Genomic DNA, 21,956 nt, shown 5'->3' on the forward strand with positions numbered 1-21,956 from the left:
ATGGATATGACGGGATCGGTGGCGGAGACGGCAAGCGCAAGCGGCGCAGGATATCGCAGGCCCGCCGACGAGGCGATCGCGGCGGACGCGCGGGCGCTTTCCGAACAGTTGAAGGCGATGCGCGACCGCCTGTTTGCGCCGACCGCGATGAAAACGCTCCGCAGCTTCACCTCCGGCGAGGCCGCCAAGCTGATCGGCGTCTCCGACGGCTATCTGCGGCAATTGTCGCTCGCGGGCGAGGGGCCGCAGCCCGACACCGGCATCGGCGGGCGCCGCTCCTATTCGCTCTCCGACATCAACGCGTTGCGCCGCCATCTTGCCGAACAGGCGCTCGCCAAAGCCAATGGGATCAAGGCGCGCGGCTATCTGAAGTGGCGCGATCCGGCGAAGGGCGAGCACCTGCAGGTGATCTCGGTCACCAATTTCAAGGGTGGCTCCGGCAAGACGACGTCTTCCGTCCACCTCGCGCAATATCTCGCTTTGACCGGTCATCGGGTGCTGGCGGTAGATCTCGACCCGCAGGCCTCGCTTTCGGCGCTGTTCGGCTATCAGCCGGAGCTCGACCTGACGGGCAACGACACGCTCTACGGCGCGATCCGCTACGACGCCGAGGCGCGGCCGCTGAAAGAGATCATCCGTAAGACCTATTTCGATGGGCTCGATCTGGTGCCCGGCAATCTCGAACTGCAGGAGTTCGAGCATACGACGCCGCAGGCCTTGAGCGCCCGCCAGAGCGGCTCCGATGCGGGGCCGCTCTTCTTCGCCCGCGTGCAGGCGACGCTCGCAAGTGTTGCCGACGACTATGACGTCGTCGTCATCGACTGCCCGCCGCAGCTCGGCTATCTGACGCTCTCGGCGCTCTGCGCCTCGACCTCGGTCATCGTCACCGTGCATCCGCAGATGCTCGACGTCGCCTCGATGAACCAGTTCCTCTACATGACCTCGGACCTCCTGAGCGTCGTTCGCGAGGCCGGCGGCGAGCTCAATTTCGATTTCCTGCGCTATCTCGTCACCCGCTTCGAGCCCAATGACGGGCCGCAGGCGCAGATCGTCGGCTTCATGCGCTCGCTCTTCGGCGATCGCGTGCTGACCTCTGCCATGGTGAAGTCCACGGCGATTTCCGATGCGGGTCTCACTAAGCAGACGCTCTACGAGGTCGGCCGCGAGAACTTCACCCGCGCGACCTACGACCGGGCGATCGAGTCGCTCAACGCCGTCAACGGCGAGATCGAGGCTCTCATTCACGCGGCCTGGGGGCGCTAAGACATGGCGGGCAACAACCGGAAGAACGAATTGCGCGCGCTCTTCATGGGAGGCGCGCCTGCATCCGCCCCGCAAGCCTCGGCGGACCAGCCTGACGCGTTGACACCTGTCAACAACCAGCCCGCGCCGAACGCGCCCCGGGCCGCATCCGGCGCAGTCAAGGCCATGGGGCTTTCGCTCGGCAGCATCACGCGCGAGGCCGAGGAGGCGCGCGCGCTCCGAGAGGCGCTGACCCAGGGCGAGCGCGTTGTCTCGCTCGATCCCGCCCTTGTCGAGGCTTCCTTCGTCGAGGACCGGCTGACCGACGGGGAGGTCGACGATCCGGACTTCCTGGCGCTCGTCGAGAGCATTCGCGAAAACGGCCAGCAATCGCCGATCCTCGTCCGTCCGCACCCGGTGAAGCAGGGCCATTACCAGACCGCCTACGGCCATCGTCGCCTGAAAGCGGTGCGCCGGCTCGAACTCCAGGTAAAGGCGATCGTCCGGCCGCTGACGGACGACGAACTGGTACTCGCCCAGGGCAAGGAGAACGCCGAGCGGCGCAATCTTTCCTTCATCGAACGGGCGCTTTTTGCTTCCGCACTCGTCGCCCGCGGCTTCGACCGCAAGGTGATCGGCGATGCGCTCGCCGTGCAGAAGAGCGAATTGTCGCGCCTCCTGCAGGTGGCCGACAGCGTCCCGCATCATATAGCTCGCGCCATCGGTCCGGCGCCGAAGGCCGGCCGCGAGCGCTGGATGGCGATCGGCACGCTGCTTGAAGGGGAGGAGGCGCGGGCGCAAGCCGAGGATGAGATTGCCTCGTCTCGCTTCCGCGCCGCCGAGACCGACCAGCGCTTTCAGCTCGTCTTCAACCGCCTGTCGCAGAACGATAAGCCGGAGCCGGAGAAGCCGGAGGAGCTGAAAGATGAGGCGGGGCGGGTGTTCGCGCGGCTGAGGCTCGACGGTAAAGCGCCCAAGATCGAGTTCCTGCCGGGTACCCACCCGGCTTTCCTCAAGGAAGCCGTGTCGATGCTGGCGAAGTGGTACGCCACCTTTGTGGCGAACCAAAAGTCGTAGCTGTCGCGGCATGTGATTTGCCCCTCACCCTACAGCGCCGTGCGTCCTTTCAGACGCACAAAGGACGCTGTAGGACTTTGAATTGCTGCATGTTTTTGTCCTTAAATCGGGTACGATTTAAGGAAACATGCAGTAGCCCTCTCCCCGCACGCGGGGAGAAAGGTGGCGGGCAGGCCGGGTGAGGGGGAAGTACGGGCGGAAAACCGCCCGACACCTTTTACTCGTAATCGACCCAAATCCCACCCTGGTCCGCCGAGCGAACACAAGTCTCAACCCAGCGGACACCTTCGAGGCCCGCATCGATGCCTGGAAAGCAGAGGTTCTCGATGCCTTCCGGCGCGAGCCCGCGGTTGCCGTTGATCGCGAGAGCGAAGCGACGGTAGAGATTGGCCCAGGCCTCGAACAGGCCCTCCGGGTGGCCGCCGCCGATGCGGTCGTCGAGGCGGGCTTCCGGGTAGAGATAATCCATGCCGCGTTCGAGGATGCGAACCGGCTCCCCCTGGATCTCATAGGAGAGCTGGTTCGGCCGCTCGTCCCACCACTCGATGCTCGCTTTCGAGCCGACGATGCGGACCTTCTGGCCGTGCATCGAGCCGGCATTGACGGCGCTCGACCAGACATTGGCGACGGCGCCGTTGTCGTATTCCATCAGCGTGATTGCATTGTCCTCGAGCGGCGCGCGGCTCTTGACGAAGCTCTGGCGCACGCACATCAGCCGCTTGATCTTCAGATGCGGCAGGATGACTTCGGAAATATAGATCGGGTGCGTGCCGACGTCGCCGAGCACATAACTTGGGCCGGCGAATTTCGGGTCGACACGCCAGCGCGTGGACGGGTTCTGCTCCTCGACCGGGGCACTGTGGAAGCCGTGGGCGAATTGCAGATTGACGATGCGGATTTCGCCGACATCGCCGTTCTTCACCATGGCGCGCGCCTGTTCGATCATCTGGTGGCCAGCATAGCCATAGGTGACGCCGACGATGAGGCCGCGTGCTTCGGCAAGCGCTTTCAGCTCCTTCGCCTCAGTGACGGTGAAGCAGAGCGGCTTTTCGCAGACGACGTGGAGGCCATGCTCGAGGGCGGCCTTGCAGATGGTGAAATGGGTGTTGTTGGGCGTGGCGATGGAAACCGCCTTAATGCCGTCTGGCCGCTTCGCTTCCTCGGTGAACATGGTCCGGTAATCCGGATAGCTGCGCGCCTCGCCGAGCCCCAGATCGACGCCGAAGGCGCGGCCGCGTTCAGGGTCGAGATCGAAAGCGCCGGCAGCGAGCTCGAAAGTCTCGTCTCGAAGCGCAGCGGAGCGATGGATGTAGCCGATCTGGCTGCCGCGTCCGCCCCCGACCATGCCCCAGCGGATCGGCTTTCTCTTCTTCTCTGACATTGTGGTGTTCCTGAGTTCCGCGATCTAAAAACCAGCCGAGCGCAGATAGTCGCGGCTTTCCTTCACGTCCGCGAGACTGCCGGCGACGCTTAGAGGATCGCGCTCCTGCTCGACCGTGATGAAGCCGTGATAGCCGATTTCCTCGAGTGCTCGCTTAACCGCCGGATAGTCGATGACGCCGCGGCCGATCGGGCACATCACGCCTTGAGCGCAGGCCTCGAAGAAGCGAATCCTCTCGCCGAGCACGCGGCGGAAGACCTTTTCGTCGATATCCTTGAAGTGCACGTAGTCGAGCCGGTCGGCATATTTCCGGAGCGTGTCGATCGGGTCCATGCCGGCGTAGTAGGTGTGGCCCGTGTCGATGCAGAAGCCCGCGACTTCCGCCGGCACGTCCCTTGCGATCCGCTCGATCTCATCGGCGAACTCGATATAGCCGCCGGCATGCGGATGTATGACGGCGCGTACGCCATATTTGCTCGTCGCAAGCTCGGCGATGGCCTTGATGTTGGCGGCCATGCCGCGCCACTCTTCGTCCGAGAGCCGAGGTGCTCTGTCGGAGTGGCTAGCGGCAAAATCGCGCTCGTCGTGGCCCCAGTCCATCACCGTCAGATACGGTGTCTTGAAGCGCTGGCCGGGCACTTGCTCGGGCTGCGGCAGTTTGGTCGTAACGGCGCAGATTTCGTCGGTCTTGCGGAGAAGATTCTCGCGATTCTCCGGCGAGACGAGGTCGTCGAAGATCGTGCCGGCGACGATGAAGAGCTTGCGCTCCTGCAGCGCCTTGGCGACGCGTTCGGAATCGAGCGGCACATAGCCATAGGGGCCGAGTTCCAGGCCACCATAGCCGGCGGCGCCCGCCTCGTCGAAGACCCGCTCCCAGGCGGGCAGGTTCGGGTTCTTGACGTCATCCACGCCCCAGCAGCATGGGGCCGTCGTAATTGTGATTGTCACGGGTGTTGTCCTAATTGCGTAAGGCGCAGCTTACGCGCGTTTTGCCGGCCAGTATTTGTCAACGTATCTCTGGATTTCCGAGCGCATGAAGCGGCCGGACTCGTCGGCGCGATCCTCCCAGCCGAAGACGCAGGCCGTGACGATGCCGTCGAAGCCGACTTCGGCAAGCGAGGAGAAGAAGACGTCCCAGTTGATCTCGCCCTGGTACATGTCCATGTGCTGGTGGATCGTCACCTTGGCGCCCGGCGGATTGATGATGTAGCGCAGGCCGGACGACGCCTTGTGGTTATAGGTGTCGGCCACATGGACATGGGCGATCAGCGGGCCGGCATCGCGGATCATCTTCGCCATGTCGTCGCCGAAATAGAAGGTATGCGGCGCGCAATAGAGAAACTTGACGTTCTTCGAGCCGATCGTCTTCAGCATGTCGATCGCCGGATGCAGCGTCTCGCACCAGTCCTCGGGATGTGGCTCCATGTTGAGCGTCACGCCTTCCTTTTCGAAGACCGGCACGAGTTCTTCCATCGAGCGCCACCAGGCTGCCTCGCTGTGCTCGTGGGTGTGCATGCCGCCGCAGCAGTTGGAGCGGTGGCTGCGGTCGGGCGAGGGGCCACGGCCGAATTCCGAATTCATCGTGTCGCAGCCCATCTCAACGGCGATCTGGATTGCTTCCTTCCAGTAGCGGACGGCGGCCTGGCGCTCGTCCTCGTGCGGGCTCGCCCAGCGGTACATCGGCAGGATCGAGGCGAGCTGAACCCCATAGTCCTTCAGCGCCGACTTGAACTCGGCGATCCTCTCCTTGTGCGCGCGCGGTCGCGCCCACCAGGGCAGGAAATCGTCGCGCGGCGAAAGCTCGATATAGTCGTAGCCGAGCTCCGCCGCCTTCCGACACAGATCGCGGAGGCTGAGATGGCGATGCATATAGGGGTCGAGTGCGATCTTCATGAGTGCTCCTCCTTGCCGCCGACCCGCTTTTCGCTCTCAAGCGGGCGGTCCTTGTTCGCGCCGTTCCGGTTTTCCCCCGAGACGAGGCACAGGATAGCGCTGGGCAGCGCGGCGCTCTAAGTCTTCCTTGATCAAATTTGATCAATCACAGATGCTGGCTGCGAAATGGCGGTTTCGCGGGAGGGCTGTGCGTGGTCAAAGTGACCTTGAAGGATGTCGCGAAAGAAGCCGGCGTCGGCACCGCGACCGTCGAGCGCGTCGTCAACGGTCGCGGCGGCGTGCGCCCGGAAACGGTCGAGAAGGTCTTTCTGGCAGTCAGGAAGCTCGACTATCGGCACAGGATGCCGGAAGCGCATCGGGGGCTGATCAGGATCGAGGTCATCCTGGTTCGGCCCGAAACGAGCTTCTACTCGCGCCTGAACCACGCCTTCGAGCGGATCGCCGCCCTGCTCGACAAGAGCATCGTCGTCCACCGCACCTTCGCGCGCGAGAACGATCCGGTTGAGTTCGCCCATTACATCGCCAATCCGGCGGTCCGGCGCTCCGCATTGATCGTCGTGGCGCCGGACCATCCGGATGTGGTGGCGAGCCTGAGAATAGTCGCAAGCCACGGCACGCCGGTCGTGCAGATCATGACGCGTCCCGCCCCGGAACTCGCCTATATCGGCATCGACAACTATGCCGCCGGCCGGACTGCCGCCTATTACATGTCGCGCATGCAAAGGGATCGGCCGGGCACCTTTGTCGCGCTTTGCCACAGCGGCGCCTATGAGAACCACAAGGAACGGATCCGCGGCTTCTCGGACTACCTCGCCGGGCACGATGGCGATCATCTCTTCAGCCAAGTGATGTTCGACTATGACGACGACATCAACTCGATGGAGCTCCTGCGCGACGCACTTCGGGATGACCCCGCGGTCATCGGCCTTTACACTGCCGGCGGCGACAACCGGTCGGTTGCCTCCGTCCTGAAAGACCACGCGCAGCGTTGGGTCTTCTGGGTTGGTCACGAGCTTTCCGAGCAGTCTCGCAATGCTCTCCGGGAGGGCGTCATGTCGATCGTGCTCGATCAGGCGCCGGAGATCCAGGCGCGCCGGTCGATCGACCTGACGCTTAAGCCCCTTGGTCTCATTGAACTCGAGGTAAGCCCCGAGCCGGTGCGCTTCCTGACGATCACGCCGGAGAATCTCTGAGCTGGCCGCGCGACGAAGTCACGCCTCCACCGGCTGCGCTTTTCTCCTGTCGATCAGACGCTTGGCAAGCCTCTGCCCAGGCTTTTCGACTGCGAAAAAAGTCGCGCAGGCAGCCATGTAGACCAAGGGTACGAGAATTGCGGTGACCACGGCGAAGCGTGCAGGCGGGGTCATCATGTCACCGAAAGCGCTAATGAAATAGGCGGCAAGCGGCTGCAGGAAGATGAGATGCCAGAGATAGGCTCCGAATGATAGTTCCCCCAGCCAATGAACGAATCGATTGCCGAGCGCGGAGGATAGAGCACTCAGTCCGCCACCCAGTGCGTCGCCGAAGAAGCGATGATGGAGCAGGGCGAAGAAGACGGCGACAAGCATCACCCGCATCAGCATCTTCATCGCCGTCACGTCGCCGCCGATCGGCAGAAGAACAAGCGCCAGGGCGGCTGCGCCGTAGAGGAAAGCCTTCGATCTCTCCGCCTCCAGGCCGAGCGCCAACAGCATTCCGCAAAGGAAAATGTGCATCTTCAGCGGCAGGAAGGCCGGCATCGGAAAGCGTATCCCCAACAGCCCGGCCGTCGCGACGATCGCGCTGGCGATAACGGATGTGACGAGCGCACCCTTAAGCCGGCCGCTTCTCTTGAACAGAAGCATGACGAAGGGAAAGGCCGCATAGAACTGCATTTCGAGGCCTATGCTCCAGTCCGGCAGCGGAGTCCGGTAGGCATAGTCGGGCGAGAGGCCGAAAAGAAAGCTCAAATGCATCAGCCCGTTCGTCAGTCCGTTGTCGAGGTAGCGTGCGGGCGATTGCGGCGTTCTATCGAGGAAGGTGTCGATCACCATTCGCGATTCGAACAGCCATGGGCCGAGCATGAAGGCGACGGCCAGAAGAAGGTAGTAGAGCGGCGCGATCCTGAGAAATCGCCGGATCCAGAAGTTGCGCCAGGTCGAGGTCAGTTCCCAAGGTTCCTGGGCGGCGCGCAGCCGATAGTGGAACACCATCAGGAAGCCGGAAAGCATGATGAAAAGATCGACACCGAGATCAGGTTCCGACAACACCGGCAGCCGCCAGCCCGTCAGCAACAGAGCATGACCGATCATCACCCAGAGGGATGCCAGGCCTCGAAGCCCATCCAAACAATCGATCCGGCTTCCGCGGGAAGTGTGCTCAGCCATAAGCAATCACTCCTTGTTAGCAGCCAAGGGTGACTGCCTTCGTGTTATGTTGCGATGCACAAGGGACCGCCTTAGAGGCTGACTAAGGCGAGAGTAAGTAACCTGCGGCACGTGGAAACGCGAGGCTGGTGGAACCGGCTGGATCCGCGGGCGTGGAGCGGCTGCAGCGAGGGGCTTAGGCCAGGATGATTACCGAGCCTCCGGCGCGACTTCAAAAATGCGCTCAGGCGCGGCTCGCCCGCCCGTCCAAGCTGAAGGCACCGATCACGCCAGAGAATGTTTGAGGGGCGGTGCGATCGACAAGGGCGCCGGTCGGGGATTCAATCTGCGGACCGATCAGCGGCTCGCCTAACCAGCAGCCTTGGCGCGCGAAGGGAGCGACGTCCGTCGACCCTCTTACAATTGTAGATTACGTCACAACCAGTGCTTGCGAGGTCGAAAACAGGAGAGTATCCGTCAACTTGGATCTAGCACCGCAGAGCGGGACAGGAACCGAGTACGAGTGCAAGCGAGAACGATTGTGCGGCCTCGCACCACCAGAATAAGAGCCACGCAACTTTCGCAACAGCCTTTTCACGATTGCCAAGGGAAATCCATGTGCCCAAGACGCCTCGCCTTCACTCTAGTCGCTACGTTGGTGGCAGGAGCGGCCCAAGCAGCCGAGTGCCCGACTGCAGCCACTGCCGAAAAGGGTTTCATGCTGCTGCAGGTCGATGCACAAAGCGAGTTCCGCAAGCACTATGGACCGATCGTCAAGATCACAAACAGGTATGGTTCACCCACCGGACAAACCGTGTTTTCGTATCGAGGGCTGATCGATTTGTCGCGCATGGGCGCAGGTTCGCAGCAGGCGCTTTACGCCTTGTCCGATCTGAAGAACCTTTTTCCCCTCAAGAAGGGTGCACGGCATGAGATCTCGTTCGTCCCTCTAAATCCTGACGAGCCGGCCAATACGCAATGGTCATTCGAGCTTGACGTAACGGGACAGGAAACCTTCAAGCTGGAGAATTGCAAGTACAAGGTCTGAAAGGTTCGGCAGACGACCAAGAAGGGTGACGAGCAGGTGGACGTGTGGAGCGCACTCTATTCGCCCGATCTCGAGGCGACGCTCGCCAAGATCTACGACGAAGGCACCGCCAACGAATACATCGTTCGCTACGAACGCATCCGAGGACTTCAGCAGTAACGTTTTCAGCGCCACGACACGTCAACCGCTGTAAGGGCACGAAATTCTCACCAACCCAAGTGGACGAAAAGACCATGCGGCTTTGTCTTGTTCTTTCAATCGGGGTATGGTCCCTCGCCACGCCTGCATTTGCAGAAGATCTGGGGTGTAAACCCATTCACACGCTCATTCGCGACCTAAATGCCGCCAAGCAAGCACGGCTTATCAACCATTGGATCAATGACGGCTCCAACAACTTTGGAACCCAGGAGGTCATCCTCGTCGATTGGTCGGAATACTCTCGTTGGGAGGAAGGCCCGTGGAGCATTAACCAGCGTGAGTTCACACCCGATGCTGTCTCGAATTGCCATAAGCTTCGTGATGAGATTGTGAACGGTGTTTCGACGTTGCTCTATATCTATGATCTACGCGACTACGGTTCCAAGCTGCAGGTCAGGACGTGGATAAACAAGGACACGGGGCTTCCGCTCCAATCGCAGTTCATTACGGTGGATCCGAAGAACTTCGAGGAACGTCTCACGACTTATTCGTTCGACACGGACATCCGTGCGCCAATGTGAGCAATGCGCGGTCGGAAGTCCATTTGGCCTCGCCGCCGTGTGGTCCCATAGCGCGGATCACGATTCGCTGTTTATCGCTTGCTCGTGGGCCAATGTGAGGCCATTCTCAGGTCGGATCCTGGCTGCACGGTTAGACGAGAGGTCAGACCTTGCAACGCTTAGTCTCGGCCTCGAAGCATTTGTCGTGCTGCCTTTTCTCGATCGATCCCTGAAGCGAGGAGGGTTGTCCATGTCTACGCTTCATGTTGACCATCCGTTACAACCGGGCGACCGGGTCCCGAACCTTGTGCTGGATGCGATCTCACGCGACGGCAAGATCGCGCTTGACGATTTTCGCGGCCGCAGCCCGTTGTTGATCGGTTTGTTTCGCGGTCTGATGTGTCCCTTCTGCCGGCGCCATGTCGCGGCAATGGCGCAGCTCAACCCGTTCCTACGTGAGAAAGGCATCGAATCTCTCGCGGTAGTAAACACCCCGGTCGAACGCGCGCGACTCTATTTTTGTTATCATCCAATACCCGGTCTCCTTGCCGCATCCGACCCGGGGCGAGCTTCGCATCGCGCCTTCGGCTTACCCCTCCTCGAGTTCACGGAAAATGAGACCGACTGGCCGTACAAGGTCGGAATGGACGTGGTCAAGACAATGCGGGTCGACCGGCCGGGGGAGCTGCCTGAACCGATGGATCCGGCCACAGCGGCCGACCTTCTCAACGAGAAGGATGGATACGAATTAACCGAAGCCGATCAGCAGGTGAGGATACCCGGCCATATGCAGCTTGTCGGCCATTTCCTGCTCGATCGAGAAGGTGTGGTGCGCTGGAGCTTCACAGAAGTTGAAGAGGAAGCCTGGAATGTGTGCCAGGCGCTCGATCCCGAAGAATTGATGTCGGCAGCTTCACAAGTCGCACATTGACGGCGAAAAGCTCGCGCAACGACCGCTGTCGCGTGCGATTTGTGGGTTCCCCGCAGAGCGCGCTACTGCGCTGCGACGTCGGTCGCTGCCGGCGAGCCTTCAGTCGCTCCCGCTTTGACAAGCCCTTCGCGGAGATGTTCCACGTCGGACTCCTGAGCGTAGTGCAGCGTGGCGAGGAAGGATTCGATGCCGAATTCAGGGGCGAGCGCTCTCACCTTCTCCATATGGGCAGAAGCAGCAATGGCGTCACCGAGCCAGCCGTAGCAGGCCGCGACGAACGCGTGCTGGACGTGGTCCATGGCGGTCAGGTGCATGAATGCCTCGATCGCCTCACCGTATTGTCGCGCGGCGAAATGCGCCTTTCCGAGGTGGCTCCAAAATCTTTCGGGGTGATGGGGATTGAGCCGCATCGCCTTGCGGATCCACTCGATCCCCTCTTCCGGCCGCCCAAGCCACGTCAGAAGCTCGCCCTGCTGAACCACGACCAAGTCGTAATTCGGGTTCAGGGCAAGGGCACGCTCCTGGTGATAACGTGCCGTCGTCAGCGCATTGTTGTTCACGTGGACCGCGGCGAGGATGCGGTGCACGTCGGCATCGTTGTCGTCGAGCGCCAGTGCCCGCTCCAACTCGGCAATGATTTCGGCCCAGACCGCGTCCTTGTCCTCACACCAGCCGTGGACCCACGCTTGCCCGAGGATGCAGGCCCGCCAGGCATGGGCATGGGCATAACCGGGGTCGAGCGCGACCGCCCGATCTATCAGGAACTGGGCCTGCTCATTATCCGCAGCGGTGCTGCGGTGGTGCAGCACCTTGGCTGCAAGCGCGCACTCGTATGCGGCCATGTTTGCCGGTTTCGTGCGGCCGAGATGATCTCGCTGGGCCGCTTCGACGCGCCCCGGGAGAGTGGCCGCTATAGCCGCTGTCACCTCGTCCTGGATGGCGAAAATATCGTCCAATCGCCGGTCGAATTTATCGGCCCAGACATGAGCATCGTTGATCGCGTCGATGAGCTGGACCGTCACGCGGACCCGGTCGCCACTCTTTCGGACGCTGCCCTCCACCAGGTATTGGGCGCCGAGCTTCTCGGCCACTTCACGTACGTTCACGGGCCGGTTCTTGTAGACGAAACTGGAGTTGCGGGAGATGACGAAGAGCTCATGGCGACGGGACAGCTCAGTGATGATGTCTTCGGTCAGACCATCCGCGAAAAACTCCTGGTCGGGATCACCGCTCATGTTGTCGAACGGCAGCACCACGATCGATGGTTTGGCGACCGTTCGCTTCGAGTCCGCCTCTTCCGATGAAGGCGGCAGGACGGAGCCCTCGATCCCGACGCGAAAAAGATGCACAGGACGGCTGATGTTCTTCAGCGTCTTTTCGCCCAAGTCCTCGATGAAGACTTCGAGACGGTCGGCAATTTGCGTCGCCACCGCAGCCGTGACGCAGATACCGCCGACGTCGGCCAGTTGCTCTATGCGAGCGGCGACATTCACGCCGTCGCCAAAGATGTCGTCGTCGTCAAAGATGATGTCGCCGAGATTGATGCCGATCCTGAATTCGATCCGCCGATCCTGAGGCACATCCGCATTGCGCCGCTTCATACGCTGCTGAATTTCCACAGCGCACTTCACCGCGTCGGTCACGCTCTGGAACTCAACAAGCATGCCGTCGCCCGTAGTCTTGATGATCCGGCCCTTGTTTTTTGCAATGGCGGGATCGATCAATTCAATCCGATGCGTTCTGAGGCGGGCGATGGTGCCTGCTTCGTCGGCCTCCATCAGCCGACTAAAGCCTGCCATATCGGCCGCCAGGACTGCGGCTAGTCTCTGTTCCATTGATTTACCAACATGGGTACCGCCCTCTTCGAGAGTGGGAGATCCAACGGCCCGGACCAACTTTATCGCACACCAATGCAATCGCCTATCTAAATTAGCATTCTCTTCCTAAAGCGGCGCGACGCTGCACGATGGAGAGAGGCGGGCGCCGCAGTTCCGGCGAGCGGAGGATCCGTGATGTTTTTCCTCGTTTGAAACAGAAATTGAACGGTGCCGAAACGCGCGAGCGGAAGCCCCGAAAGCCTTGGATGTCCGGGCCGCAATGTCCCTCGGCAGGGCTCTCCCGCCGTCCCCGACCGCCATCCGGCGAGGCGCCCGGAAGGGAGTTGTTAACCTTCATTTCCTATTCGCTAGAGACAGCCCCTTCGATGATGAATTTCGAGTTTCAAGGCCATGCGTATTCCCCGGACAAATTTCTCGACGGCAGTTTTGCATGAGGCAAACCAAGCGGATGACTTCGAGGATCCGCATCCGGTTACGCCGGCGGCCGCGCATGCGCAGGCAACGCATGCTGCCGGTCACGACCACCTGTTCGAGGCGCCGGAAGCGCCGCGGCGAGCCGCCATCCCGCAGGCCGATGACGCGGGCTATGTGGGACGCGCCGCCCGCCTTTACGGCCACGGCTCGGCCTATGCGCCGGCTCAGGTCGTTGCGTCCACGCGCGATCCGCTTCCGACCCTTGCCGAGATCACCGGCCAAGGCGACGGACCGAGCTGGGAGAGCCACTTCTTCCTGTCGCCCAATGTCCGCTTCACCCGCACGCCCGAGCGCGAATTCATGAAGCGCCGTGCGCCTTCGGTGGACGAGAGTGAGACGGAGTCCGAGGAGATGGAAGCTCCCGCGCAGGAGATGGTCGAGCCGATTGTAGCCGAAGCGGCTCCGACCGAAGCGGCGCCTGTTGTCGAGCAAGAAGTCTCGTCCTACAGCCCCTCCGAGCTCCTGCGTGTCTTGGTGCAGCAGCTCCCGAGCTGGAGTGCTGCACAAAGCCGCGATCCCAATTCCGAGCCCGCCATTGCATCCGCGCCGATCGTATTGAAGGACGAGCCGGTCATCGGACCGCCCCCGGCGCCCGTGATGGACGGCGAGGCGGCCGTGCAACTGCTGCCCGAGGTCCTGGCCACAACCGCCGATGCCGTTTCCGATATCGGTGCGGATGATCGGGCGGACGCCCGGCTCTCTTACCTTTCCGACTATGCCTTCTTCGAATTCATGCCGCTCCACGTGGCCACTCCTCCAGCGCCTGCTGCCACGCCCGCCGCATCCGAGAACGGGATGCCTGCTACGGTAGTCGTGAAAGCCCCGGTGCCGGTGGCGCCCGCGCCGAAACCCGTCGCTCAAAAGCCGATCGAAATCCCCGCGCTGCCGCCGACGGCAATCACATCGCTTTTCCGGGTGGTAGAGTGCCGCCGCGCCGCGCCGGCCGCCGTCGCGCCTGCTGTCGCCCCGTCGCAAGAGGTTGCCACAGAGGCCGTTGCGCCTATGGAGGCGCCGGCTGCAATGCCGGTCGAGCCTGTTCAGCCCGTCGTCGCGCCCGCAAATGAGCGGCCTCCCGAAGCGCCGGTGACGAAGGCGGCGATCACCATGCCCGCCGTCGTGCAACGCTCCGCCTCGGCTCTCCCGCCCATCGGAACGACCGAGAAGCGCCAGCCAGCCGACACCTATGAGTTCCCCGCCAAGGAGCTGTTGCAGGAGCCGCCGCAGGGCCAAGGCTTCTTCATGACGCAGGAGCAGCTCGAGCAGAATGCCGGGCTTCTCGAGAGCGTGCTCGAAGATTTCGGCGTCAAAGGCGAGATCATCCATGTCCGTCCTGGCCCGGTCGTGACACTCTACGAATTCGAGCCGGCGCCCGGCGTCAAATCCTCCCGTGTCATCGGTCTTGCCGACGACATTGCCCGGTCGATGTCGGCGCTCTCCGCCCGCGTCGCGGTGGTGCCTGGCCGAAACGTCATCGGCATCGAGCTGCCGAACGCGACGCGCGAAACCGTCTATTTCCGCGAGCTGATCGAATCCGACGATTTCCTGAAGACCGGCTGCAAGCTAGCGCTCTGCCTCGGCAAGACGATCGGCGGCGAGCCGGTGATCGCCGAGCTTGCGAAGATGCCGCATCTGCTTGTTGCCGGCACCACCGGCTCGGGCAAGTCGGTGGCGATCAACACCATGATTCTGTCGCTCCTCTACCGGCTAAAGCCGGAAGAATGCCGGCTGATCATGGTCGATCCGAAGATGCTCGAGCTCTCCGTCTATGACGGCATCCCGCATCTCCTGACGCCGGTGGTTACCGATCCGAAGAAGGCGGTGATGGCGCTCAAATGGGCAGTGCGCGAGATGGAGGACCGCTACCGCAAGATGTCGCGGCTCGGCGTCCGCAACATCGACGGTTACAATCAGCGGGCCGCAGCCGCGCGCGAGAAGGGCGAGCCGATCCTGGCAACGGTGCAGACGGGCTTCGAGAAGGGCACCGGCGAGCCGCTGTTCGAGCAGCAGGAAATGGATCTCTCGCCGATGCCCTATATCGTCGTCATTGTCGACGAGATGGCCGACCTGATGATGGTCGCCGGCAAGGAGATCGAAGGGGCGATTCAGCGGCTAGCGCAGATGGCGCGCGCCGCCGGCATCCACCTGATCATGGCGACGCAGCGTCCGTCGGTCGACGTCATCACCGGCACGATCAAGGCGAACTTCCCGACCCGCATCTCCTTCCAGGTGACGTCGAAGATCGACAGCCGCACCATCCTCGGCGAACAGGGTGCGGAACAGCTTCTCGGGCAGGGCGACATGCTGCACATGGCCGGTGGCGGTCGCATCGCCCGCGTTCATGGGCCCTTCGTCTCCGATCTGGAGGTCGAGCATGTGGTCGCGCATCTGAAGACTCAAGGCCGGCCGGAATATCTCGAAACCGTAACGGCCGACGAGGAGGAAGAAGAGGCGGAAGAGGATCAGGGTGCCGTCTTCGACAAGGGCGCGATCGCCGCGGAAGACGGGAACGAGCTCTACGAGCAGGCGGTGAAGGTGGTGCTGCGCGACAAGAAGTGCTCGACCTCCTATATCCAGCGGCGCCTGGGCATCGGCTACAACCGCGCCGCCTCGCTCGTCGAGCGGATGGAGAAGGAAGGCCTCGTCGGCCCGGCCAACCACGTCGGCAAGCGCGAGATCGTCTATGGTAATCGCGACAATGCGGCGAAGCCGGACGGTGATGATGTGGATTGATCTGCCGGTCGCACGGGCAGGCAATCGCCTATAGACGCAGTCAAGTCGCAGAGCGGGGGGTAGAGTCTCCGCCTTCTGCCTGCTTTTGCGTCATTGCCACCAAGCCTCCAATCCTGATGAAAAAATAAGCACGTGGCCATTCGATCGCCATTGACGCCGGCGACGTCGACGCAAGCCATTGATAAACATCGGGTGACGATATTGGCACAAGGCTTGCTTACTCATCTTGTATGCAAGATTTGTCGCCACCAAAGAACGTTCAGACCAGCATCGACGAGGCCGTCGTCTCCGGCATCCTCTCCGCACGCATCCGCCCCGGCACGCGGCTGAGCGAGAACGAGGTCGCGCGCCTCTTCAACGTCTCGCGCACTCGGGTGCGCGAGGCGATGATGCGGCTCGAGCAGCGCGGCATCGTCAAGGTAAGCCCGAGGCGCGGCTGGTTCGTGGTGGAGCCCTCGGCCGAGGAGGCGGTCAGCGTCTACGCCGCCCGCCGCGTCGTCGAGGCGGGGTTGTTGCGCAGCATGGAGCGCCTGACAGAGGCGGGCCGGGACAAGCTTCATGCACATCTTGCCGAGGAAAAGGCAGCGATCGCGGCGGGCGACCGGCAGCGGCTCACCTGCCTGATGGGCGACTTCCACATCCGTATCGCCGAGCTCTCCGGCAATTTCATCCTGGTCGAGATCCTGCGCGACCTGACGGCGCGCACGATCCTGATCTCACTCATCTACCAGTCCGAGTTCCATGCCATGCAGTCGCATCTCGGCCATTGCCGCATCGTCGCGGCAATGGAGGAGGGCGACTTCCTGAAGGCGGCGGAGCTTGCCATCGAGCATCTGGACGAGGTGGAAACCGGGCTCGATCTGACGAGACGCCCCGATCCGCTCGCCGATCTCCGGCACTCGCTTTCGCTGCCGCCGGCCTCGAATGCACCCCGTAGACCCAAGACACAAACCAACAGAGGAGAATGACCCAATGCTTTCAAGAAGATTGTTCGTTGCCATGGCGGCAATGGCCGCCGCGATCGGCTTCGGCTCCGTGGCAAACGCCGATGCGCTCGGCGATATCACGGCCCGCGGCACGCTGCGCGTCGCCGTACCGCAGGATTTCCCGCCCTTCGGCAGCGTCGGCCCCGACATGGCGCCGGTCGGCTACGATATCGACATGGCGAATCTCATTGCCGAGAAGCTCGGCGTAAAGGTCGAGCTCGTGCCGGTCACCAGTGCCAACCGCATTCCCTACCTGCAGACGAACAAGGTCGATCTCGTTATCTCGAGCCTCGGCAAGAACCCGGACCGGGAAAAGGTCATCGATTTCTCCACCGCCTATGCGCCCTTCTACAACGGCGTCTTCGCACCGGCGGATTTTGCGGCGACAAAGCCGGAAGAGCTTGCCGGCAAGACCATCGGCGTCACCCGCGGCGCCGTCGAGGACCTGGAACTGACGAAGGTCGCGCCGGCCGACACCGTCATCAAGCGCTATGAGGACAACAACGGCACGATCTCGGCGTTCCTCTCGGGTCAGGTCGAGGCGGTGGCGACCGGCAACGTCGTCGCCGCTGCGATCCTCGCCAAGAACCCGCCGAAGCGTCCGGAACTGAAGTTCCTCATCAAGAACTCGCCCTGCTACATCGGCCTTTCCAAGGAACAGCCGGCCCTGCTCGAAAAGGTCAATGGCATCATCGCAGCCGCCAAGGTTGATGGCAGCCTGAACGCCATTGCCCAGAAGTGGCTCGGTACGGACCTGCCGGCCGAACTCTGATCGCATGACGCCGTCCCGCAGAGGCGGGATGGCGTCACCGACGCTTGCCAACAGGAGTGTGCCATTGAATTACCAATTCGAATTCGGCTGGCTCTTCGAATATTATCCGACGATCGTCAAAGGGATCGGCATCACGATCCAACTGATCGCCGTCGGCGCCGTGGCCGGCATCTCGCTCGGCATCATTTGCGCCTGGGTGCGCGCACTCGGCCCCGTCTGGCTGAGGCCGGTGGTCGCCGCCTATGTGGAGCTCATCCGCAACACGCCCTTCCTGATCCAGCTCTTCTTCATCTTCTTCGGCCTGCCGTCGCTGGGCCTGCAGCTCAGCGAACTGCAGGCCGCCAATCTGGCCATGGTTGTCAATCTCGGCGCCTATAGCTCAGAGATCATCCGCGCCGGCATCCAGGCGACGCCCGGGGGTCAATTCGAGGCGGGCGCGAGCCTCGCCATGACGCCGTTCGAAACCTTCCGGCATGTGGTGCTAGTGCCGTCGCTTCAGCGCATCTGGCCGGCGCTGTCCTCGCAGGTCGTCATCGTCATGCTCGGTTCCGCCGTCGTGTCACAGATTGCCGCCGAGGACCTGACCTTCGCCGCCAATTTCATCCAGTCGCGCACCTTCCGCGCCTTCGAGGCCTATTTCGTCTCGACCGCCGTCTATCTGCTGCTAGCCATCCTGCTCCGCCAGGTGCTCGGCGGGGTCGGCTGGCTCATCTTCCCGAGGAGAGCGGCGCGATGATCGAGTTCACGATCTGGGACATCCTGCGCAACCTGTTGCTTGCCACCCGCTGGACGATCGTGCTTTCGCTCGTCTCCTTCGTCGGCGGCGGCATGGTCGGGCTGGCCTTGCTCTTCCTTCGCACCAGCAAGCGCAAATGGCTGCGGGGGTTTGCGAAATATTATATCGAGCTCTTCCAGGGCACGCCGCTCTTGATGCAGCTTTTCATCGCCTTCTTCGGCCTCGGCCTCTTCGGCATCGACGTTCCGGCCTGGCTTGCGGCGGGGCTGGCGCTCATCCTCTGGTCCGCCGCCTTCCTCGGCGAGATCTGGCGCGGCTGCGTCGAGGCGATCGCCAAGGGACAATGGGAGGCCTCCGCCAGCCTCGGCATGGCGCGTCTGCAGCAGATGCGTTTCGTGATCCTGCCGCAGGCGATGCGGATCGCCGTGCCGCCGACAGTCGGCTTCTCGGTCCAGGTTATCAAGGGCACGGCGCTGACTTCGATCATCGGCTTCGTCGAACTTTCGAAGGCCGGCACGGTCGTCACCAACGCCACCTTCCAGCCCTTCACCGTCTACGGTCTCGTGGCGCTTATCTACTTCGCGCTCTGCTGGCCGCTCTCGAAGAGCAGCCAGATCCTCGAAAGGAAACTCAATGTCGCTCATCGAAATCACTGACGTCCGCAAAAGCTACGGGACGAACGAGGTCTTGAAGGGCATCAATCTCGATGTCGAGCCTGGCGAGGTGATCGCCATCATCGGCAAGAGCGGTTCGGGGAAATCGACGCTCTTGCGCTGCATCAACGGCCTCGAAACGATCAGCGAGGGATCGATCTCGGTTGCGGGCGCCCAGCTCATGAACGACGAAGTGCATCTGAAGGCGCTGAGACTGAAGGTCGGGATGATCTTCCAGCAGTTCAACCTGTTTCCGCACCTGACGGTTGGCGGCAACGTGATGCTGTCGCAGATCGTCGTGAAGAAGACGCCGAAGCCGGAGGCCGAGGCGATGGCGCGCAAGATGCTGGAGCGCGTCGGCCTCAGCGAGAAATTCGACGCCTATCCGGACGAGCTCTCGGGCGGTCAGCAGCAGCGCGTCGCGATCGCCCGCGCGCTCGCAATGCAGCCCATCGCGCTTCTCTGCGACGAGATCACCTCGGCGCTTGACCCGGAACTGGTGGCGGAGGTGCTCGCCGTGGTGCGCGAGCTTGCCGCCGAGGGCATGACGCTCTTGATGGTGACGCATGAGATGAAGTTTGCCCGCGACGTCTGCTCGCGCGTCGTCTTCATGCATCAGGGCCGCGTCCATGAAATCGGTCCGCCGGAAGAGGTCTTTTCCCATCCGCAGACGCCGGAGCTGAAACAGTTCCTTGGTCTGCATTGAGGAAATGGATTGCGGCCGGCGGGAGTAAGTCCGCCGGCTGCCACCGGATCACGGCCGCACGGTAATGCGCCCCTTCATATTGGGGTGGTAGCGGCAGATATAATCGAAGCTGCCCGGCTCCTGCAGAAGAAGGCGTCCTGACTTCTTCGCCGGGAGGTTCACCTCCCAGCCCCCTTTCACCGTCGCGGTGTGGACGAGCCCGTCCTTGTTGATCCACTCGATCTCATCGCCGACTTTGGCGTCGACTTCCGCTGGCGTGTAGACGAGACGATCAACCGTGACCTGGATGGTTTCTGCCTGAGCGGCAACGGCAATGGCGGCCGCTCCAAGCAACGAAGGGAAGAAAACCATAGAACGCATTGCGGGCTCACTTCAGTTCGGCTGCGACACGCTCGGCATGCTGCTGATGGCCTTGGAACAGTTTCAGCCCGGTTTCCAGCAGGCTCTTGAGCTCGGCGTTCTGGGCCGCCGGGATGAGCTGCGTTTCGACCGCGCTGTTGACCTGCTTATGGTAGGCGATCTCGTGGTCGATATAGGCCTTGTCGAACTCGGCGCCGGTAAGCTTGCCCAGTTCCTGCCGCTTTGCCTCGGCCTCCTTCGACAGGGTCTTGCTGGTGTCGTTGTCTTCCGGCGTGACGTTGAGCTTCTTGACGAGGTCGAGCGCCTGCTTGTTCACCGCCTCATGGTCGCGCACCATGCTCTCGGCGAATTCGACGATGGTCGGGTTCTTGGACATGGCGATGGCCTGCTTTGCCGCCTCGATGTCGATCACGCCTGCGGTATAGGCGATGTGTGCAATCTGTGGATCGGTCGGTTTGTCGGCGGCGGGCGCCCCGCCGGCTGCGAATAGCAGGGCGATGACCGTGGCGGCGCTCTTAAGTCGGATCGTCATGAGATGTTCCTTTCCTTCGAAGATCAAAGCGTGGATGGACACGCTTTGGATGCTTCGTGGCGAGAAACGTTCCCGATTATCCTCCTGGCCGTCGCGCGAGCCGGGCGAGCACCGCTTCGGTGAGGCGCTGGCACCGTTTGCCTGCGAAGGGGAAGGCGTCGAGCAGGATGGGGCCGATCTGCCGTTCCAATTCCTCTTTGAGGAGGTGCCGCGCCCGGTGCAATCTGGTGCGGACGGTTTCGGCGCGCAGGCCAAGCAGAGTTGCGGTTTCCTCGTTATTGAGCCCCTCGATGACGCGCAGCACGAACACGGTGCGGTAGGTTTCCGGAAGTTGGTCGGTCGCCTTCTCGACGAGATCGAGGATTTGTCGCTGTGCCATCGTCTTTTCCGGATCGCTGCTGCCTGAATTCGGCGGGAATGTGATGATCTCCGCCTGATGCGACTGCCGCACAGCCTCGGAGAGCTTCATCTGCCGTCGCCTTTTGCGCAGGCGGCCGAGGGATTCGTTGATGACGATGCGGGCAAGCCAGGTCGAGAGCGTGGAGTCGCCGCGAAAATCCTCAAGATGCGTGAAGGCGCGGACATAGGCCTCCTGCAGCACGTCTTCCGCGTCGCTGTTGTTGCCGACGATGCTCCGGGCAATGCGATAGAGCTTGCGGTTGTGCGCCTGCATGATCGCGCGGAAGCGTTCGAGATGCTCCGATAAGGGCTGATGCTCGAGGAAATCACGGGTTTCTGCGATGGGCATGATCGCCTCCTTTCGCGGATTGGATGCCGCATTTCTCGAAACGTTCCCATGCCGGCTGCCGACACCTGCCGAAATCTTATCGCGTTGCGCCGGGCGGCGGTAGTTTGGCCGTCGATTGCAGATGTCTGGCGGGGAGGGGGCGATCGAAAAAGAGAAAGCCCGGCGTGGGAGGAGGTACGCCGGGCTTTCGATCCTGATCGGCAACTGGGAGGAGGAGGGTTGCCGATCCCACGATAGAGCTGGGAGGAGGAGTGCTCTATCGATAAGTCATACAATAATGCTGCAACGCAGCAATTGCAAGCCCAAAAACCAGAAAATTTATTGGGTGGACAAATAACGCGTAATTGGGACGAGGATTGGGCCGCGGCACAGCGGGCGGTGATCTTGCCGCGCGCGCTTGCTTTCATGGTCATATGCGCCAGATTCGAAGGAGCGGATATTGGAGACGGCGATGGCGGAGGATCGTAGAGCGGTTTTGGTCCGGATCACCGGAAGAGTGCAGGGCGTGTGCTTCCGCGCCTGGACACGCGACGAGGCCGAACGGCTCGGCCTCGACGGCTGGGTCCGCAATGAGAGCGACGGCTCCGTGACCGCCTTGATCGCCGGAGCGGACGCCGCCGTCAGCACGATGCTGAACCGCCTCTGGAAGGGTCCGCCAGGGGCCTCCGTCTCCAATGTCGCGAGCGAAGAGGCGGCTTCGATTCACGCGCCGGCGGGTTTTCGGATTACGCGTTAGCCCACGATGATTTTCGGTCGAGTGGACAGGCGCTTCCTGATGGCGGGAGCGCTATCTACCGTTGCTTAAA

At 62.2% G+C, this 21,956-nt stretch carries 22 protein-coding genes; 14 read left to right on the top strand and 8 right to left on the bottom strand.

From position 1 onward, the window contains the following. Together repA and repB are read left to right on the top strand one after the other, a co-directional pair. Entirely contained in the window at window positions 1–1,263 is a 1,263-nt protein-coding gene (repA, locus tag M728_RS17765) for a plasmid partitioning protein RepA (protein WP_026620553.1), read from the top strand. Window positions 1,264–1,266: 3 nt separating this feature from the next. Continuing rightward, window positions 1,267–2,319 (top strand): plasmid partitioning protein RepB, encoded by a 1,053-nt coding sequence (repB, locus tag M728_RS17770; protein WP_026620554.1) that lies wholly within the window; start codon window positions 1,267–1,269, stop codon window positions 2,317–2,319. Between the two features lie 217 nt (window positions 2,320–2,536). Here repB and M728_RS17775 read toward each other — a convergent pair whose 3' ends face one another. From M728_RS17775 to M728_RS17785, 3 genes are read right to left on the bottom strand one after another with little or no spacing between them, the layout of a single operon-like run. Next, window positions 2,537–3,700: a Gfo/Idh/MocA family protein gene (locus M728_RS17775; RefSeq protein ID WP_026620555.1), complete on the bottom strand. Its 1,164-nt coding sequence runs from the start codon at window positions 3,698–3,700 to the stop codon at window positions 2,537–2,539. A 24-nt stretch (window positions 3,701–3,724) separates the two neighbouring features. Continuing rightward, a complete protein-coding gene (locus M728_RS17780) occupies window positions 3,725–4,648 on the bottom strand; it encodes a TIM barrel protein (RefSeq protein ID WP_026620556.1) in 924 nt (307 codons plus the stop codon). 30 nt (window positions 4,649–4,678) lie between these two features. After that, entirely contained in the window at window positions 4,679–5,593 is a 915-nt protein-coding gene (locus tag M728_RS17785; RefSeq protein WP_026620557.1) for a sugar phosphate isomerase/epimerase family protein, read from the bottom strand. Window positions 5,594–5,784: 191 nt separating this feature from the next. Between M728_RS17785 and M728_RS17790 the strand changes: the two genes are divergently transcribed. Beyond that, window positions 5,785–6,786, top strand: a complete 1,002-nt coding sequence (locus M728_RS17790) for a LacI family DNA-binding transcriptional regulator (RefSeq protein WP_026620558.1) — start codon at window positions 5,785–5,787, stop codon at window positions 6,784–6,786. An 18-nt stretch (window positions 6,787–6,804) separates the two neighbouring features. Here the strand turns inward: M728_RS17790 and M728_RS17795 are convergent, their stop codons facing one another. After that, the gene (locus M728_RS17795; protein WP_026620559.1) at window positions 6,805–7,959 is read right to left on the bottom strand and encodes an acyltransferase; all 1,155 of its coding nucleotides are present in this window, start codon (window positions 7,957–7,959) and stop codon (window positions 6,805–6,807) included. 697 nt (window positions 7,960–8,656) lie between these two features. Between M728_RS17795 and M728_RS17800 the strand changes: the two genes are divergently transcribed. The 4 genes from M728_RS17800 to M728_RS17815 all read left to right on the top strand — a co-directional run bounded on the left by M728_RS17800 (window position 8,657) and on the right by M728_RS17815 (window position 10,615). Continuing rightward, window positions 8,657–8,986 (top strand): hypothetical protein, encoded by a 330-nt coding sequence (locus M728_RS17800; RefSeq protein ID WP_245269692.1) that lies wholly within the window; start codon window positions 8,657–8,659, stop codon window positions 8,984–8,986. Between the two features lie 36 nt (window positions 8,987–9,022). Then, entirely contained in the window at window positions 9,023–9,145 is a 123-nt protein-coding gene (locus tag M728_RS17805; protein ID WP_256375577.1) for a hypothetical protein, read from the top strand. 59 nt (window positions 9,146–9,204) lie between these two features. After that, window positions 9,205–9,705, top strand: coding sequence for a hypothetical protein (locus tag M728_RS17810; protein WP_156943418.1), 501 nt, complete (start codon window positions 9,205–9,207; stop codon window positions 9,703–9,705). 229 nt (window positions 9,706–9,934) lie between these two features. Then, window positions 9,935–10,615, top strand: coding sequence for a redoxin family protein (locus tag M728_RS17815; protein ID WP_026620561.1), 681 nt, complete (start codon window positions 9,935–9,937; stop codon window positions 10,613–10,615). Between the two features lie 62 nt (window positions 10,616–10,677). On the opposite strand, the gene M728_RS17820 is transcribed toward M728_RS17815, so the two are convergent. Further along, entirely contained in the window at window positions 10,678–12,450 is a 1,773-nt protein-coding gene (locus M728_RS17820) for an adenylate/guanylate cyclase domain-containing protein (protein WP_026620562.1), read from the bottom strand. A 393-nt stretch (window positions 12,451–12,843) separates the two neighbouring features. On the opposite strand from M728_RS17820, the gene M728_RS17825 reads away from it, so the two are divergent. The 6 genes from M728_RS17825 to M728_RS17850 all read left to right on the top strand — a co-directional run bounded on the left by M728_RS17825 (window position 12,844) and on the right by M728_RS17850 (window position 19,510). After that, window positions 12,844–15,657, top strand: a complete 2,814-nt coding sequence (locus tag M728_RS17825) for a DNA translocase FtsK (protein ID WP_026620563.1) — start codon at window positions 12,844–12,846, stop codon at window positions 15,655–15,657. 230 nt (window positions 15,658–15,887) lie between these two features. Beyond that, window positions 15,888–16,625, top strand: coding sequence for a GntR family transcriptional regulator (locus M728_RS17830; protein WP_026620564.1), 738 nt, complete (start codon window positions 15,888–15,890; stop codon window positions 16,623–16,625). A 4-nt stretch (window positions 16,626–16,629) separates the two neighbouring features. Then, complete coding sequence (locus M728_RS17835; RefSeq protein WP_026620565.1) at window positions 16,630–17,415, top strand: transporter substrate-binding domain-containing protein; 786 nt, start codon at window positions 16,630–16,632, stop codon at window positions 17,413–17,415. Window positions 17,416–17,479: 64 nt separating this feature from the next. Beyond that, on the top strand, window positions 17,480–18,151 hold the full coding sequence (locus M728_RS17840; RefSeq protein ID WP_026620566.1) for an amino acid ABC transporter permease: 672 nt from the start codon (window positions 17,480–17,482) through the stop codon (window positions 18,149–18,151). Beyond that, complete coding sequence (locus M728_RS17845) at window positions 18,148–18,807, top strand: amino acid ABC transporter permease (RefSeq protein WP_026620567.1); 660 nt, start codon at window positions 18,148–18,150, stop codon at window positions 18,805–18,807. The genes M728_RS17840 and M728_RS17845 overlap by 4 nt, the downstream gene beginning before the upstream one ends. Next, window positions 18,785–19,510, top strand: a complete 726-nt coding sequence (locus M728_RS17850; protein ID WP_026620568.1) for an amino acid ABC transporter ATP-binding protein — start codon at window positions 18,785–18,787, stop codon at window positions 19,508–19,510. Before M728_RS17845 ends, M728_RS17850 begins: the two co-directional genes overlap by 23 nt. 48 nt (window positions 19,511–19,558) lie before the next feature. On the opposite strand, the gene M728_RS17855 is transcribed toward M728_RS17850, so the two are convergent. The 3 genes from M728_RS17855 to M728_RS17865 form a co-directional block, all read right to left on the bottom strand. Next, window positions 19,559–19,870 carry a cupredoxin family copper-binding protein gene (locus M728_RS17855; RefSeq protein ID WP_026620569.1) on the bottom strand — a complete coding sequence of 104 codons (312 nt, stop codon included), beginning with the start codon at window positions 19,868–19,870 and terminating at the stop codon, window positions 19,559–19,561. A gap of 7 nt (window positions 19,871–19,877) precedes the next feature. Beyond that, complete coding sequence (locus M728_RS17860) at window positions 19,878–20,402, bottom strand: DUF4142 domain-containing protein (protein ID WP_026620570.1); 525 nt, start codon at window positions 20,400–20,402, stop codon at window positions 19,878–19,880. 76 nt (window positions 20,403–20,478) lie between these two features. Then, entirely contained in the window at window positions 20,479–21,225 is a 747-nt protein-coding gene (locus M728_RS17865) for an RNA polymerase sigma factor (RefSeq protein WP_370906503.1), read from the bottom strand. 376 nt (window positions 21,226–21,601) lie between these two features. Here M728_RS17865 and M728_RS17870 point away from each other — a divergent pair, with 376 nt between their 5' ends. Then, window positions 21,602–21,886, top strand: a complete 285-nt coding sequence (locus M728_RS17870) for an acylphosphatase (RefSeq protein WP_026620572.1) — start codon at window positions 21,602–21,604, stop codon at window positions 21,884–21,886. Window positions 21,887–21,956: the final 70 nt, after the last annotated feature.

Origin of the sequence: Ensifer sp. WSM1721, assembly GCF_000513895.2 — a bacterium.
Classification (GTDB): Bacteria; Pseudomonadota; Alphaproteobacteria; order Rhizobiales; family Rhizobiaceae; genus Sinorhizobium.